Genomic DNA, 14,860 nt, shown 5'->3' on the forward strand with positions numbered 1-14,860 from the left:
TGGTATGTGTCTTTAGCTAGCGAAAGACTCGTGCATATATCTAAATAATTTAGTCATTTAAATGCTGGATAGCATAAGCAGCTTCTTCGGGAGTAAATTGTTCACCAGCAGCAGAAGTGAGCTGTTCTCTGATTCCTTCTGGTGACATTGCCATTTGTTCTTGATAACTTTTTGCCTTTTTCAAAGCATTCTCATTATAGTTTGCTTTTAAGTTGTCAACAGCATATTGAGCTTCTTCGGGGGTGAATTGTTCTCCTGCTTCTGAAGTCAACTGATCATAAATACCTTGTTTTGACATATTCATGGAGTCAGAATAACTTTCTGCTTTTTTCAAAGCATTTGCATTCCAATCTGCATTAAGATGATCAATTGCGTATTGCGCAGCCTCTGGAGAAAATCTTTCCCCATAATCAGAGGTTAATTGATCATATACTCCCTGTTTAGACATGTTCATTATTTCTGCATAGGATTCTCCTTTAGTCAATGCTGAAAGATATTCGGTAGGTACATTTTCCGTTTTCGCTACACTTTCTTTTGTAGTCGGAGTTTCAGAAATGGAACTTTCTGAATTCTCAGTTAGAGAAATAGAACTTTCTTCAGTGGAGACAGAAGTATCAGAAGTCTGTTCTGTTTCTAATACCATTGTTTTATGAGCAGAAGAAGTTTTTTCATCAGTGTCAACAGCTCCACTTTGTTCATCTTTTCCAAGATTACCGCCGATAGCAATAATAATAATAACTAACACCCAAAACCACACTTTTTTGTAAAAAGGTTTTGCTTTCTTTAAAGCTTTTCCTTCTTTCCCTAATTCTTTTTTACCCATTGTTCCTCCTATAATTTAATTTTTTATTTACTCCCACTTGATGGCAGGTAGTAGCCGTCGCCAAAAAGAATAGAAGAAATTAAGCATGGCCCAAAAGCATTGGGAATTTTTTAAAATTGTTTCTTGTATGAAAGAAAACGAGGATATTTATATGTAAATACATTAAGTTTAATTGTCGAAATTTTGAGCTTTATTATTATAACATTAGTCTTTGTGGTAGGAATATTTTTATTAAATTGTCTTTTAAATGTAAAGAGAATGTTTTTTTTAAGTCTTTAAATATCGTTTTGGATTCATAATCGTCAATTAGATGGAGGGTTGTCAGATGAGAAGAAGTTATTGAAAACACAAAACGCACCTACTGTTATCATCCAGTAGATGCGTTTAAAGAGAAGAACGAGAATCGTCCATATGAGGGTTTCCACTCCTTATGCAGATTTTTTTAATTCTTGCACTGCTTGTTCGATCGTAACACCTGTTGCTACATGATTGCTATTTTCTTTGTCAAAAACGACAAAGAGATTCAAATCTGTATCCAAGGTTACTCGATATTGTATATCTTTGTTATAGAATGTCATAGCCATTCTCCTTTCTTTAAATACTTGCTGAAAGGCAACGAACACGTTGATAACGAAATTCCATTTATAAGTATATCACCAATTGAAAGGTTTTCATAGTTAAGAAAGTTTAAAGTCAAAATTTAGCAATCATGTTGTAAAATAAAGTGGGGAGGGAACGCAATGACAACTATATTTATAAATGCAAGTCCAAACAAAGAAGGTATGACTAGTAAGTGGGGAGCGAAAGTTCTAGAAGGAATAGATTATGAGAGGATCGATCTTGTAGATTTTCATATTGCTCAATTAGGTCAAGTCAAAGCTAATGATGATTTTGATGCCGTCATAGATAGATTGGCGAAGGCGAACTACGTAGTTATTGGTACACCGATTTATTGGTGGGATATTAGTGGACTGCTTAAAACGTTTATTGACCGTTGGACAGAATTATTCCAAATCGGACTTGATTCAGAAAACGCGCCATTACACCAGTTACCAGTACTATGGATCGTTCAAGGAGCAGCGCCAGAAGAAGCCATACCAGGCATAGAGAGAATGCTAGAAAATATTAGTAAATGATTCGTGATGGATTCACAAGGAATACTATATCAAAAGAAACAAATCTCTGAAGCAAACAGACAACTTAAACAAATGCTAGTAGATAAAAACAAATAAATGGAGAACAATAGGCGGCTCAAACGCGGTTATCCAACTTTTTTATCGATTCGAAGACAATAAGTTTTATATTTTATTGCATTATTCTTGTGTTATTAGAAAAAGCATGATATATTAAATAAGTAATCTATTTTGAAACGTAATTTGAGCGATATATCTACATAGATAAAACTCCTTTTGCCTATCAAATATTTATTGCAACGAAAAAACGTACATTGATACGTATCAGGAGGAATTTATTTATGAATAACGGTACAGTAAAATGGTTCAACGCAGACAAAGGTTTTGGCTTCATCACTGGTGAAGATGGAAATGATGTATTTGCACATTTCTCAGCTATCCAAGGCGACGGTTTCAAAACTTTAGAAGAAGGCCAAGCAGTGTCTTACGATGTTGAAGATGGTCAACGTGGCCCTCAAGCAACAAACATTGTCAAAGCTTAATAAAAATTGACTTTTAACCGTCTTTTCTTTCGAAAAGACGGTTTTTTTTGTACGAAGAAATTCATTGATCGTTGAATAGGCGGAAGGATGTTTTTCTTGGTGCTTTTTTTGCTTCGTCCTTTGCTTTTTCATTTCATAGCTGTGTTTGTTTGTCAATAGGTATTTTCGAGAAGTATTTTACATAAAGTGGTGTATCGATTATTAAAACAATAAAAAAACAGATCAACTATTACTTTTGCATAATTATTTAAAGAAAATTAAAACGAAAAAGCCTAATAGTAGTAAGATTTTAAAAGGATTTTTTTGTTTTTAGATAACGATATTTATTTGATTAATTTTAATTATGTCTTTTATTTTAAATGTATTGAGCTTATTTTTTTATTTAAAAATAACTATGTTATGTATTATGAAAGTTATAAGAGTTTTTAAATAAAATTTAAGAACATTTAGAAATTATTAAGCTTTAACTGAAAATAAAAAAACGAAATGTTATTATTTTAGTCTGTTTTCAGGGGGGATAATCTTATGATAAAAAAACTATTTTTACTATCAACATTAACACTAGCAATGGCAGGTTGTTCTACAACCGATTCGGCAACTGAATCAACAACAGAAACAACTGAAGACACGACAGAAGAGGTAAAAGTTGAGACGATCACAGAAGCCGAAGTCGACGAAGCACGGGAACGCTGGGCAGAAGCAATCATAAGTATCGGTGCAGCAAGCGAGGAAGGTATGGAGGAAGCAACAGAAAAAGCAGAAGAAGTCATCGAGACATTGTATGCATACGACGAAGGTGCTGTGCTTTTTAAACCAACTAAAGCTGCAGAGTTACCATTCAGGGCAACAAAAGAAGAAGCACTTTCTTATTTCGTTGGCGGTGATATCAGCGAAGATTCTGGTTTTGCGTTAGAACCTTGGACAGACATCCGCTTCGACAATCATGAAACGATCATCGATACGGATTCAGCAATCGCATCAGGAGAATATTACTTTACTTCTGGGAAAACGGGTGATGAAACAAAAGTAGAATATACTTTCGGATTTATACGTGATGACGAAGGTAACCTGAGAATCAACTTGCACCATTCGAGCTTACCCTACGTTGGTTAAGACTTTTTCGATGAGTAAAGAGTAGAAGAGTTTTTCATGTTATATTAGAGCGTGGGACAAAAGTAAAGAAAAACTTTTGTCTCACGCTCTAAACATGTGTAAACGGCGGAAGCAGAAGCAACTCCTTCGGAAATAAGCTGAAATTCACAAAGATTTGAAAAGCAATTTTCGTGAATTACCTCTTATTTCTTGGAGTTAAACGCTTCTATCCCAGCCTCTTTTTTAGGTAAGATAAATTCCTTTTTGCTCCAAATTTGCTAAACACTCTGCTAGATACACTACATCATGTTCCGGATAAATCGGAACGCTACGTTCTACAGTAGGCAAATCAAAAAATGCTTCGCATGATTTGCCACGGTACATAGGATCTGTCCATTCAGGTGCTGGGCTGTAGCCCCGCTTTTCCATTTCGTCCATGACAAGTTGATGATATTGAAATAATTTATAAGGAGAATAGTGGAAGACATAATCTACAGTAGCGTGTTTCTTTCCCCAACCATTTCCTCTTAACGCACAGCATTCTCGATGTTGTCCTAAAAGCTGCTGACGAGGAAGCTTTGAAATCAATTTTTCATGCCATAAACGCATAGATACATCTCCTTTTTGTACATAGTTTGTTCACTTTAAACATTAAATGAAAAAACCAGCACAATGGCTGGAAAAAATCATTTCAGTTTGCTTGCTGTTTCTGAGCGACCAATCAGGTAGTCAACGGAAATATCGTAAAAGTCGGCGATGTAGATCAATTCAATGATACTTGGAATTTCTTCCCCTTGTTCGTATTTACGATATTTGAATAAAGGAATACTTAACGCGCTAGAAACAGCTACTTGGGATAAAGATCGGCCAGTTCTTAAAAAATTCAGACGACAACGTAAAGTATCCAGTAAAATAGCTTCTTCGATACTCATTTAATCACCTTTCATCATAATAGGATAGTTGTAATGACCATAGAAAGCTACACAAGCAATCAATAGGACTCAATGTTTTTTATTTAAACGTATCAAATAAAGAATGACGATTAATAGAGACAAAACCAACCCTGATAATTCTTCTACAAAAACACTATCAGGTTCAAAGTAGTTGTAATTAAAAACCTTCCACATAAAATAAATAACCGGAAGAGTCAAAACAGCTAAATAAAGCCGTTCTTTGTTCCAATGCATAAGATAAAAAATAATTGCGATCAGGACGACCGAAGGCAACCAAAACAAAACTCTAACCAACGTAATCATGTAACGGACTCCTCAACGTTTCTTCTAATAAAAGATAACATGTTATTGCATACATCACAAATGAAATGCTAGGAAAATCAAAGAAGAATAGACCGATGAAAAAGCGGAACAGCTCTCTGCTCATACGCGAGAACTGTTCCGCTAAATACAAGTTATCTATCTAGAAAAAATCAATGGATTGATATTTAAGTAATTCAATACATATAAAAAGAGGACGATTGCATTCATTAAAAAGGAAAGAATGATGATCCCGTAACGAATAGAAACATATTTAACAAATATTTCTGTCTGGACACGTGCATATTTTTTTCCTTTGTAGCTGATTATCATGATGAGAAGGAGAAGGGTGATCACACCTTGGAAAATCATTCCAACAAACAGGACTTCTGAACTTTGATGATTGTATTGGAGAAAGTAAGCTGCTGCCGCAACCAAATCGAATAAAATCGCAATAAATGGCAAAATAATCACTCCTAGCATTGAGAATTTTTAAAAGAATAGCATTTCTTCTAAAATAAGCAAGTAAAAAATAGTCAAGTTTCAAGTCAAGTAAATAAGAATAAATATATCATATTATTTATATTTTGAAGCTTGTGAGCGTCTATAATTCGTGCTATAGTTAAAAAGTAACTAAAATATATCTCATGATGATGTACCTTTAGCTCAGTTGGTTAGAGCAGACGGCTCATAACCGTCCGGTCGTAGGTTCGAGTCCTACAAGGTACATAAGAGGTTGTGAAAAAGCTACCCTGCATCAACTAATAAGAACAGCCAAGTAAAAACAGCTTCTTATGTTTTTACTTGGTTGGACTTATTACCGCAGATGCAAGCTTTTGAACACCGTTTAAGGAAGAGGTTGTGAAATCAGCGTTTTGACCTGAGTATTAGAGAAACAAACGGAAAAATAGTTCCTCATATTTTGCCGTTTGTTAAGCTAATACCGAGAGTCAGCTGATTGAACACCATTTAAGAAAGAGGTCGTGAGCCTACCGTTTAACTCTGAGTCACAAGGAGCAATTTCAAAAAACAGCTTCCCATGTTTGTTGAATATTGTGACTTGTGACTGAGGAGTTGGCAGGAGAACACTGTTTACCAAGGTGTCATGGAAAAGCCAATATACTTTTGTAGAAAAAGCACGTAAGACTGAAAACAGTTCTTCGTGCTTTTTCTTTTTTATTTGCTTGCTAAATGATAATAGAACTTATATAAAGAATAGACTGTAGCATACGTGTGACTGTCTATTTTTTAGGTTCAATGATCGAAACATTGAAATCTTTCAGAAGTTCCAACGCAGATTCTCCATGTTTTCTACTAGAAACTAACGTTGGATCAACAAAAAAGTCAGCTTCAGGAAACGCACTCTGCAAGCCTATCAAATTAGAGAGCACACATAAGTTTGTTTCGATCCCAACCACTTCGATCTCTTTTTGTTCTTCTTTGCTTTCAAACAAAGTCTCCTTGATTTCAGCTAAAGTTTCAGGGGGGATCGTAAAGTAATACTTTTTGATCACTCGTTCATTTCCTTGGGGAGAAAGAAGAGGGATCAATTGCAAATCTTCCCGTTCCTCTTCTTTGTCCTTCAGTTCGACTGGAATATCCCGTGTGAATAGAATATATTCCTTGTTTTTGCGTGCTTTAGCTAATCGTTTAGCAATGCGTTCCGCCAATTGGTCTGATTCTGGAATATAAAATTCGCTATTTGGATCAAGAATATGATTTTGCATATCGATAATAACTAACATTTTCTTTCCTCCTACGTTCATGACGTCATTTTTTTATTTTCAATAGAAGTTTTTTAAAATATAAGCAACCCCAGCTTCCTCATTCGTCAGTGTTACTTGGTTTGCAATTTCTTTTACTTGCCGCTGTGCATTCCCCATCGCAATACTCAACCCACTATAATTCAACATAGCAATGTCGTTTTCTTGATCGCCAAAAGCCATGATATCACTCGACTCGATTCCAAGGTAATCCGCCAGAAAAACAAGTGAATGAGCTTTAGTGATACCTGTAGGCGTGATTTCTAAGAAATGCGGATCAGAGAATACTGAATTGATGCCGTCTGCTTGCAGATCTCTTTGTAACTTCTGTAGTTTTTCTTCACTCTTATCTGTTAACGCTAATTTAAGATAGCTAAGAGAAGGATCTTCTAACATACTTAAAATTTGATCAAAAGAATGATTCTGCAGATTGAAATGTTCATAATAGGGGTCGTCTTTGACAAGATTTGACTCATCGAATGTCAGCTGATCATCTTGGGTTTCTCGGCTGGCAATAATTGAGATTTTTGCTTCTTGAGCATAGAAGAAGGCTTTTTTCAGAGTATCGATATCTATTTTCGAACGTCTGAGAACCTTTGCCATCTTTCCATCCTTCATTTCAGCAATCAGCGAACCATTGGAAGAAATCAAATAGCCGCCGATCCCTAATTCGGAAAAAATATCTTTAGCAGAAATGCTGTTCCTTCCTGTAGCTACTGTTACGATTCCGCCATTTTCATCAAATTTCCGAAGTGCCTGGATATTTTCTTCTGGTATCTTTCCATTTCGATCAAGCAAGGTACCGTCTAAATCAATCGCTGCTAGTTTCATTTTATCTTCCTACTTTCTTTTTACATATCTATTTTCCTGTTACCTTAAGATTAAATGAGAAATTAAAAAAATGAAACTAACTTGCTTTGCCGTTATGAATTTTTTCAAAACACATTCTTAAGAAAAAAGTGGCTATATATAGTAGTTTTTGGTCAATACCTTTGAATAAAAAGCCATGAAAAACGAATAGTTAGCGCTTACCAATGCGTTTTGTAATAAAAAAATTTTAAAATATTCAATGAAAACAAAGCATATATTTTGCTTTAAAGCCAAATGAGGAATATTCTAGATGTAGAACAGGTTAGAAAAAGATTAGAAAAAGGAGTGATTTTGATGGAGAAGAGATACGGCGTAGTTCCTGTGGTGACTGCTTCAGACGAAAATTATGCTCCTTACTTGAGCGTGATGATCGCAACTGCATTAGAAAATTGCAATAAAGCAAGACGCATAAAATTTTATGTGATTGACGATGGTCTATCAGAATATAGTAAACAAGGATTGGAAGAAACGGTAAATAAATATTCAAGTAATGCAAGTATCCAATTCCTGACAGTGGAAAAAGATATCTACGAAGACTTCCTAGTCAGCGACCATATCACAACTACCGCTTACTTAAGAATTTCTTTACCCAACTTATTAGCTAAAGAGGATTATAAGAAAGTCCTTTACTTAGATTCAGATGTGTTAGTGCTAGACGATATCGTAAAACTATATGATGAACCATTAAATGGAAAAACGATCGGCGCCATTATCGATCCAGGACAAGTGAAAGCATTGGAAAGATTAGGAATAGATTCCGATGACTTGTACTTCAATTCAGGGGTGATGGTGATTGACATCGATCAATGGAATAAAAAAGAAATTACAGAAAAAACTATCCATTATTTAAGTGAAAATGGTGATCGAATCATTTATCACGATCAAGATGCTTTGAATGCTGTCCTTTATGAAGATTGGGAACAACTTCATCCAAAATGGAACATGCAGACTTCTTTGATTTTTGAACGACACCCAGCACCAAATGAAAAATATGAACGTCTGTATAAAGAAGGAAATGAAAAACCTTCAATCGTTCATTTTACAGGACATGATAAACCTTGGAATACGTTGAAAGATCATCCGTATACCAATTTATACTTAAAAAAATTAGCACACAGTACTCTAACGAAAGTAGGCGAGATCAATGAATAAAAAAGAAATAGCAGTAGTCGCAAGTTGTAACACAAAATTCGTACCGCATTTAGCTGCGTTATTTGTCTCAGTATTAGATAATTGCAACCCGTCTAAATTTGTTCGGTTCTATGTGATTGACGACGATATCGATTTTGAAAGCAAACAGCTTTTACGTTTCTCAGTGAAAAATGCACGAATGAATTCAGATGTAGAATTTTTGAAAATCAATAAAGAATTCTTTACAAATGTAGTAATCAGCGATCGTATTCCAGAAACAGCTTATTACCGCATAGCGATTCCGGAATTGTTCCGCGGCACGGAAGTTGAACGTATCTTATATATGGATTGCGACATGATTGCTTTACAAGATATCTCTAAATTATGGCGTCTTGACTTCGGTGATTCAATCGTAGCAGCTGTTGAAGACGCTGGGTTCCATCAACGATTAGAAAAAATGGAGATTCCAGCTAAATCAATGCGTTACTTCAACTCAGGATTGATGCTGATCAATGTAAAAAAATGGTTAGATGAAAATATTACGCAAAAAGTATTAGACTTCATCGAACATAATCCAGAAAAATTAAGGTTCCATGACCAAGATGCATTAAATGCAATCTTACATGATCGTTGGCTTCCGCTTCATCCGCGTTGGAATGCACAAGGCTATATCATGGCTAAAGCAAAGAAACATCCAACAGCAGCAGGTGAACGTGAATACGAAGAAACACGCAACAATCCTTACATTATCCATTTCTCAGGACATGTGAAACCTTGGAGCAAAGATTTTGAAGGACCAACGAAGAAATATTACGAAAAATATGCAGGGATGACGGCGTTCCGTTGTGTGGCTAAATTCCCTAAATATCCAAAATATGCAAAAATTCAACAAAAAACAGACGTAGTTGTTAAATAATACAAGACTACAACTGAACAGGGGGAGTAGGAATGGAAATTACACTGTCTAAAAATGCAGTAGAGACGTTAATCGAAAAAGTGGGGGGAAATACAAAAATTGCACTCGCTCTCATCAATGATTCCGATCCATTTTTAAGGGATAAAGGTGCTTTTGCAAAAGGCAGCTTTTTCCAAATTATTCCTTTTGTTTCGGAATTTGGAGAGTATGCAACAAAAATCGAGCATCCTTTACTGGAGATCTATACATCTAAAGTAGAACAAAGTTATTTCGGTAAACGACTAAACATGGACTTTAATAAACAGCTTGACAGCTTCTCATTAGAAAATGAAAGTGCAGTACTCGATTATAATATCAAATTAAAGAACTGCTTCTTCAGCTAATCGTTTTTGAAAAGTCCAGAAAGGAGGTATACATTGAGATACTACTTTGTGGATGATGAAAAGAAAGTCACAGAAACAGATGAAAACAAATACAATTGGCTTATTCTCGATAATAAAAAGCCAGAAGAGATCCAGCAGGCAATCAAAGAATTCGAGCTTCCAGATGATATTTTCGTAGGCACGGAATATCCGGAAGAAGTTTCTCGGATGGAGCGCCTTTATGAGACCAAATTAGCGCATCCATTTTCTTTGGTTGTGATCAATCTGGATCAGTCAGATAATCGTATCGAAAAAAATTTGACACCGATATCTTTTGTACTTTCCGATAATCTCTTGATTACATGTATTGATAGAAAGACCGATTTCATGGATCGCTTGCTGACAAAGCATGGAGATCATTTAAACTCGTTTGAAAAGATCATCACGTATACATTACTGGATATTTATACCCATTACGTGAAAGAACTAAGAGAAATGAAGCATAGAATTGACGCTTTGGATAAAGCAGCTCGTAAAACGACGGAGAATGAGGAACTGTATAAACAGGCAGATCTTGAAAGAGACATTGTGTATATCGATCATACCTTAAGAGATCAGCGGAAAACGATGAATCAATTATGGAATTCTGAAACGTTTATCAAACGTTTAGACGATGAACAGTTGCTTTATGATGTCCATTTGAGGCAGCGCCAAACAGAAAAAATGATCGAGATCTATCGAGACTTATTGGAGAGTATTGGTGATTTATTCAATGGGATGATGGACAATAATCTAAACCACATCATGAAATATCTAGATTCAGCTGCACTAATCATCTCCGTTCCGGCGTTGTTTGCAGGGATTTGGGGAATGAATACAGGAGGGTTGCCGGGTAAAAGCTCTGCTTTAGGATTTATCCTCGTAGTATTCGGCTCTTTGATAGCAGCGGCGGTTTTAGGCTACCATCTATACCGAAAAGATTATACGAATTAAACAAACTATTTAAAACAGGTATCAAACAAAGAAATTTGTTTTGGCAATACAATTTAGAAAAACTAGGAGGAATACAGCAATGACAGAACCAAAATTAATCGATCCGCGAAATCTGTACCATACGGAGAAATTTCCTAAGCAAGATCAGGATACGCCAGCTTTACAACAGAACATGATTCCTGTTCCTGATTGCGGAGAAGAATCCTATGAGGGCAGTAATCAGCTGGAAAACCGACGTGTACTCATCACTGGTGGCGATTCAGGGATCGGTCGTGCAGCAGCGATTGCATTTGCTAGAGAAGGTGCAGACATCGCTCTTCAATTCTTCCCAGGAGAAGAAAAAGATGCAGAAGAAGTAGCTAAATACGTCAAAGATGCAGGACGTAAAATCGTCTTACTACCATTTGATCTTCGTGATGAACAAGCACCTAAAGAAATCATTGAAAAAGCAGTAAGTGAGCTTGGTGGGCTAGATACGATGGTATTGAATGCAGGACAGCAAATTTCTTGCCAGTCCATTGTTGAACTGCCACTTGAACAAATCAAAGACACATTCATGGTCAACATCATCGCTATGTTTGCTTTAGTGAAAGAAGCAGTTCCGCATATCCCAGCAGGAGGAGCGATTGTTACAACAACATCTGTCCAAGCCTTCAATCCAAGTGAACATTTATTGGATTATGCAGCAACAAAAGCTTCAATCGCTAACTTTACGATTGGCTTAGCAAAACAACTTGCTCCTAAGGGAATCCGTGTAAATGGCGTAGCCCCTGGTCCAATCTGGACACCGCTACAACTAGACGAAGGTCAGCCTTCTGATTCAATTCCTGAATTTGGTCAGCAAAGTTTACTAGAACGTGCAGGTCAGCCAGGAGAATTAGCACCGGTCTATGTCTTCTTAGCATCGAATAAAGCAAGTTATGTCACAGCTCAAATCTACGGAGTAACTGGTGGAGAAGCGATCAACTTATAAAAAGTTGATCGTTTCACCCCTATGAGGAGGTGCGAAAATGAATAAAGGAGTAAAAACGCTTGGAGTGATCGGAACGTTACTTTTGCTATCTATACTTTTGTTTGCGATACTATTAAGTGCAGCCTATCCACTGCCTTTTCAATTAGAGAAGTTTCGATTCTTTTCCATCACTAATTCATATGTGCAACAATATGTATTCTGGCTTGCTGTTGCATTTGCTATTTTGACGATTATCACGTTGCTTGTTTTCTTGTTTTATCCAAAAACGATCGGAACCTTTTTACTGAAACATGGTGATGGGGAGTTGACGTTGGATAAAAAAGCAATCGAAGGAATGGTTCGTTCTCACTTGCATGAAGATGAATTTATCCATTCACCAAAAGTAAATGTCAAAGCAACGAAAAACAAGATCGCCGTCAATGTAAAAGGGGAGTTGAAACGAACTTCAGCACTCATTGGTAAAACGGGAACATTGATGAAAGAAATCGAAAACGAAGTACAACACATATTAGGCACAAAAGAGTCAGTGAAAGTATCCGTGAAATACACAGGCTTTGAAGAACCAGCTAAACAAAGTAATGACCGCAAACGAGTAGAATAGGGGGGACCAAAATGAAAGAACTATTTTCGACATACAAGCTCCCTATCATCTTTGGGGTTCTTGGGTTGATATTAGCCGTTTTATGGATAACCGTCGGCTTTTTCAAGACTTTATTGATCTTGATCATGGCCGCTATCGGTGTCGCTATCGGTTTTTATTTGAAACAAACGAAAATCTTAGATCACTATTTTAAATCTTAGGAGGAAACATCCATGAATAACAATAACAAAAATAATAATAACAATAAAATGAACAACCAAAAACCAGTGTCTGCACATCCAGACCCAACGACACCAAACCAATCAAATGGTGTGAACGATGAAAAGAACAAAACAGCACCAGTATCTGCACATCCAGATCCAGTCGTGCCAAATGTTCAACAAGGTGTAAAAGAAAAGAAACATGACGCAGAAAAACATGCGCCTCATCATCCCGGCTCTCCAGAATCTAAAGTTCCAGAACAACATGATGCAATCGATCCTTCTAAACCATTAGAGGAACAAAAGCACCCTTCTGATCATGCGAAAGCACAAGAAAAACTTGGTTCTGAACACTCAAATGGACAAGAAAAATTTGGTTCACAACATACAAATGACCAAGAAAACCATGGCTCTGAGCAGGAAGATTCGATGCGCGGTGAGTTGAATTATGAAGACAAAGTGGTGCAAAAAATCATTGGAATCGCAATTGAACAAGTAGACGGTTTATTATCTGCAAACGGTGGTTTCTTCTCTAATGTGGCAGGAAAACTTGTGAATACAGATAATGTAACGGCTGGGATCGAAACAGAAGTCGGTAAAAAACAAGTAGCAGTTGACATGGATATCATTGTGGAATATGGCAAAGATATCGAAAAAATCTTTGAAGAAATGCAAGAAGTAATCGGCAAAGAAGTAAAAAATATGACACACTTAGACGTCATCGAAGTTAACGCTAACGTAGTGGACATCAAAACAAAAGAAGAATTTGAAAAAGATCAAGAAACAGTGCAAGACAAAGTAACTGACGCAGCGAAAAAAACCGGTGAATTTGCTTCTAATCAAACAGATAAAGTAAAATCAGCAGCTGGAAGCGGCGTTGAAAAAGTAAAAGAAAATACAGAGCCACGCGTTCAGTAATAAGGAAGCAAAACATTAGGAGGAACGAAACATGGGATTTATTTGGTCACTTATCGTCGGAGGAATTATCGGAGCAATTGCAGGAGCAATCACGAATAAAGGTTCTTCGATGGGGATTATTGCAAATGTCGTAGCAGGTTTAGTTGGATCAGCACTTGGCCAAACATTATTAGGTTCTTGGGGACCAAGTATTGCAGGAATGGCAATCGTACCATCATTGATTGGTGCCATCATTTTAGTACTGATTGTCTCATTTTTTGCTAGAAAACTGTAAAAAGACTTTTAATAAAAAGGTCGTGAAAAAGCTGTTCTGCATCAAGTAATAAGAACAACCAAACAAAAATAGCTTTTCATATTTTTCGTTTGGTTGGGCTTATTATCGAAGATGCAAGCTTTTTATTCGAAATAAGGGGCTGTGACAAGATTTTGTCATAGCCCCTTGTTTGTGTGGGTAAATTCCCAATTAGATTTTTAAAAGTTTTTTAAAGAAAAACCAGTATGTTGACCAGTTTTTCCTTAACTGTGTCTTTATTGATACAGATAAGCTTTCTCCACCTTTTTTTAATAAAACAATGTCTCCCTAAATTTTCTTGAGAGAGGGAAGGTGAACATACAAAATAGTACGACCACTTGAAAGTCCCAGATGATCCACAAATGAATCGTATGATACTGATGAAGTAAAAAGCAATGGATCAGAAACTCAAAGAGATTGAAAAAGACAAGGAAGAAATAATATCTCTTTTTTACTCTTGTCTGTTTTAGCCAATAATAGCTCGTAAAGTAATCTAGACAAACAAATAGAAGTAAACAAAGTTTCGTAAGAGCAGTAATCGCATCATGTTGCTCAGCTAGACGATTGACGAGCAGAAAGAATGTTGGTAATGGAATATAGATCACGAGTAATGAAAGAAAAAAGTAAACGATGAATGGCATACTATTCCTCCTAATTGTGTGAATTCGTCCTCATTTTAAAATAACGATATTTGTTTGTGAAGCTTTTTCGTGTCGTAACAAATGTTATCTAATGTATTTTTAAATAAATAATCATTATTATCAAATTAACGTTAAAAAGAAAAATGAGTAGTGGATCGTTGTTATTCGAAACATTCTGTCAAAAACTCCATATTAAATGGTAAAAAGTGGCATTACATAATAGAAAGAACCCCTTTACAGTATAAATGTGGGAGTTTGCTCCCGCATAAAAACAAAAAGAAAGGAGTGGGAGACACCCAGTTACGATTATTGGGGAGAGAACTACATATTCAAAGATCGTAAGAAGGGGAACAGAAG

At 36.1% G+C, this 14,860-nt stretch carries 21 protein-coding genes and 1 tRNA gene; 13 read left to right on the plus strand and 9 right to left on the minus strand.

Going from position 1 to position 14,860, the window contains the following annotated elements; all coding sequences use genetic code 11:
- Nucleotides 1-49 precede the first annotated feature (49 nt).
- Together AB3I27_RS01285 and AB3I27_RS01290 are read right to left on the minus strand one after the other, a co-directional pair.
- Complete coding sequence (locus tag AB3I27_RS01285) at nt 50-823, minus strand: Ltp family lipoprotein (protein WP_002335072.1); 774 nt, start codon at nt 821-823, stop codon at nt 50-52.
- A 428-nt stretch (nt 824-1,251) separates the two neighbouring features.
- Nucleotides 1,252-1,401 carry a hypothetical protein gene (locus AB3I27_RS01290; RefSeq protein ID WP_002293298.1) on the minus strand — a complete coding sequence of 50 codons (150 nt, stop codon included), beginning with the start codon at nt 1,399-1,401 and terminating at the stop codon, nt 1,252-1,254.
- 162 nt (nt 1,402-1,563) lie between these two features.
- Between AB3I27_RS01290 and AB3I27_RS01295 the strand changes: the two genes are divergently transcribed.
- The 3 genes from AB3I27_RS01295 to AB3I27_RS01305 all read left to right on the plus strand — a co-directional run bounded on the left by AB3I27_RS01295 (nt 1,564) and on the right by AB3I27_RS01305 (nt 3,611).
- Nucleotides 1,564-1,959 (plus strand): flavodoxin family protein, encoded by a 396-nt coding sequence (locus AB3I27_RS01295; RefSeq protein WP_368022888.1) that lies wholly within the window; start codon nt 1,564-1,566, stop codon nt 1,957-1,959.
- A 338-nt stretch (nt 1,960-2,297) separates the two neighbouring features.
- Entirely contained in the window at nt 2,298-2,498 is a 201-nt protein-coding gene (locus tag AB3I27_RS01300; RefSeq protein ID WP_002293303.1) for a cold-shock protein, read from the plus strand.
- 525 nt (nt 2,499-3,023) lie between these two features.
- A complete protein-coding gene (locus tag AB3I27_RS01305) occupies nt 3,024-3,611 on the plus strand; it encodes a hypothetical protein (protein ID WP_104760451.1) in 588 nt (195 codons plus the stop codon).
- Nucleotides 3,612-3,833: 222 nt separating this feature from the next.
- Here the strand turns inward: AB3I27_RS01305 and AB3I27_RS01310 are convergent, their stop codons facing one another.
- From AB3I27_RS01310 to AB3I27_RS01325, 4 genes are all read right to left on the minus strand, one after another.
- Complete coding sequence (locus AB3I27_RS01310; RefSeq protein WP_070704618.1) at nt 3,834-4,199, minus strand: TIGR02328 family protein; 366 nt, start codon at nt 4,197-4,199, stop codon at nt 3,834-3,836.
- Between the two features lie 77 nt (nt 4,200-4,276).
- Nucleotides 4,277-4,522, minus strand: a complete 246-nt coding sequence (locus AB3I27_RS01315; protein WP_002306609.1) for a helix-turn-helix domain-containing protein — start codon at nt 4,520-4,522, stop codon at nt 4,277-4,279.
- Between the two features lie 69 nt (nt 4,523-4,591).
- Nucleotides 4,592-4,846 carry a hypothetical protein gene (locus tag AB3I27_RS01320; RefSeq protein ID WP_002306610.1) on the minus strand — a complete coding sequence of 85 codons (255 nt, stop codon included), beginning with the start codon at nt 4,844-4,846 and terminating at the stop codon, nt 4,592-4,594.
- A gap of 156 nt (nt 4,847-5,002) precedes the next feature.
- Complete coding sequence (locus tag AB3I27_RS01325; protein WP_002306612.1) at nt 5,003-5,326, minus strand: hypothetical protein; 324 nt, start codon at nt 5,324-5,326, stop codon at nt 5,003-5,005.
- Nucleotides 5,327-5,498: 172 nt separating this feature from the next.
- Here AB3I27_RS01325 and AB3I27_RS01330 point away from each other — a divergent pair.
- Nucleotides 5,499-5,572, plus strand: a tRNA-Ile gene (locus AB3I27_RS01330).
- Nucleotides 5,573-6,084: 512 nt separating this feature from the next.
- On the opposite strand, the gene AB3I27_RS01335 is transcribed toward AB3I27_RS01330, so the two are convergent.
- The gene (locus AB3I27_RS01335) at nt 6,085-6,588 is read right to left on the minus strand and encodes an isochorismatase family cysteine hydrolase (RefSeq protein WP_002306614.1); all 504 of its coding nucleotides are present in this window, start codon (nt 6,586-6,588) and stop codon (nt 6,085-6,087) included.
- A 39-nt stretch (nt 6,589-6,627) separates the two neighbouring features.
- Nucleotides 6,628-7,437: a Cof-type HAD-IIB family hydrolase gene (locus AB3I27_RS01340; RefSeq protein ID WP_002306615.1), complete on the minus strand. Its 810-nt coding sequence runs from the start codon at nt 7,435-7,437 to the stop codon at nt 6,628-6,630.
- 333 nt (nt 7,438-7,770) lie between these two features.
- Between AB3I27_RS01340 and AB3I27_RS01345 the strand changes: the two genes are divergently transcribed.
- From AB3I27_RS01345 to AB3I27_RS01385, 9 genes are all read left to right on the plus strand, one after another.
- Nucleotides 7,771-8,628, plus strand: coding sequence for a glycosyltransferase family 8 protein (locus AB3I27_RS01345; RefSeq protein WP_002329245.1), 858 nt, complete (start codon nt 7,771-7,773; stop codon nt 8,626-8,628).
- On the plus strand, nt 8,621-9,523 hold the full coding sequence (locus AB3I27_RS01350) for a glycosyltransferase family 8 protein (RefSeq protein ID WP_002306618.1): 903 nt from the start codon (nt 8,621-8,623) through the stop codon (nt 9,521-9,523). The genes AB3I27_RS01345 and AB3I27_RS01350 overlap by 8 nt, the downstream gene beginning before the upstream one ends.
- Before the next feature lie 32 nt (nt 9,524-9,555).
- Entirely contained in the window at nt 9,556-9,906 is a 351-nt protein-coding gene (locus AB3I27_RS01355) for an iron-sulfur cluster biosynthesis family protein (RefSeq protein ID WP_104760452.1), read from the plus strand.
- A gap of 48 nt (nt 9,907-9,954) precedes the next feature.
- Nucleotides 9,955-10,878 carry a magnesium transporter CorA family protein gene (locus tag AB3I27_RS01360; RefSeq protein ID WP_174131774.1) on the plus strand — a complete coding sequence of 308 codons (924 nt, stop codon included), beginning with the start codon at nt 9,955-9,957 and terminating at the stop codon, nt 10,876-10,878.
- Between the two features lie 79 nt (nt 10,879-10,957).
- On the plus strand, nt 10,958-11,851 hold the full coding sequence (locus tag AB3I27_RS01365) for an SDR family oxidoreductase (RefSeq protein WP_002306620.1): 894 nt from the start codon (nt 10,958-10,960) through the stop codon (nt 11,849-11,851).
- A gap of 37 nt (nt 11,852-11,888) precedes the next feature.
- Nucleotides 11,889-12,452 (plus strand): alkaline shock response membrane anchor protein AmaP, encoded by a 564-nt coding sequence (amaP, locus tag AB3I27_RS01370; protein WP_002306622.1) that lies wholly within the window; start codon nt 11,889-11,891, stop codon nt 12,450-12,452.
- Between the two features lie 11 nt (nt 12,453-12,463).
- Nucleotides 12,464-12,652, plus strand: coding sequence for a DUF2273 domain-containing protein (locus tag AB3I27_RS01375; RefSeq protein ID WP_002291274.1), 189 nt, complete (start codon nt 12,464-12,466; stop codon nt 12,650-12,652).
- A gap of 12 nt (nt 12,653-12,664) precedes the next feature.
- Nucleotides 12,665-13,570 (plus strand): Asp23/Gls24 family envelope stress response protein, encoded by a 906-nt coding sequence (locus tag AB3I27_RS01380; protein ID WP_002313723.1) that lies wholly within the window; start codon nt 12,665-12,667, stop codon nt 13,568-13,570.
- Between the two features lie 31 nt (nt 13,571-13,601).
- Nucleotides 13,602-13,844 (plus strand): GlsB/YeaQ/YmgE family stress response membrane protein, encoded by a 243-nt coding sequence (locus AB3I27_RS01385; protein WP_002313724.1) that lies wholly within the window; start codon nt 13,602-13,604, stop codon nt 13,842-13,844.
- Nucleotides 13,845-14,131: 287 nt separating this feature from the next.
- On the opposite strand, the gene AB3I27_RS01390 is transcribed toward AB3I27_RS01385, so the two are convergent.
- Nucleotides 14,132-14,503 carry a hypothetical protein gene (locus AB3I27_RS01390; RefSeq protein WP_002306626.1) on the minus strand — a complete coding sequence of 124 codons (372 nt, stop codon included), beginning with the start codon at nt 14,501-14,503 and terminating at the stop codon, nt 14,132-14,134.
- Nucleotides 14,504-14,860 lie beyond the last annotated feature (357 nt).

It is taken from the genome of Enterococcus sp. C46 (genome assembly GCF_040887565.1).
Lineage (GTDB): Bacteria > Bacillota > Bacilli > Lactobacillales > Enterococcaceae > Enterococcus_B > Enterococcus_B lactis.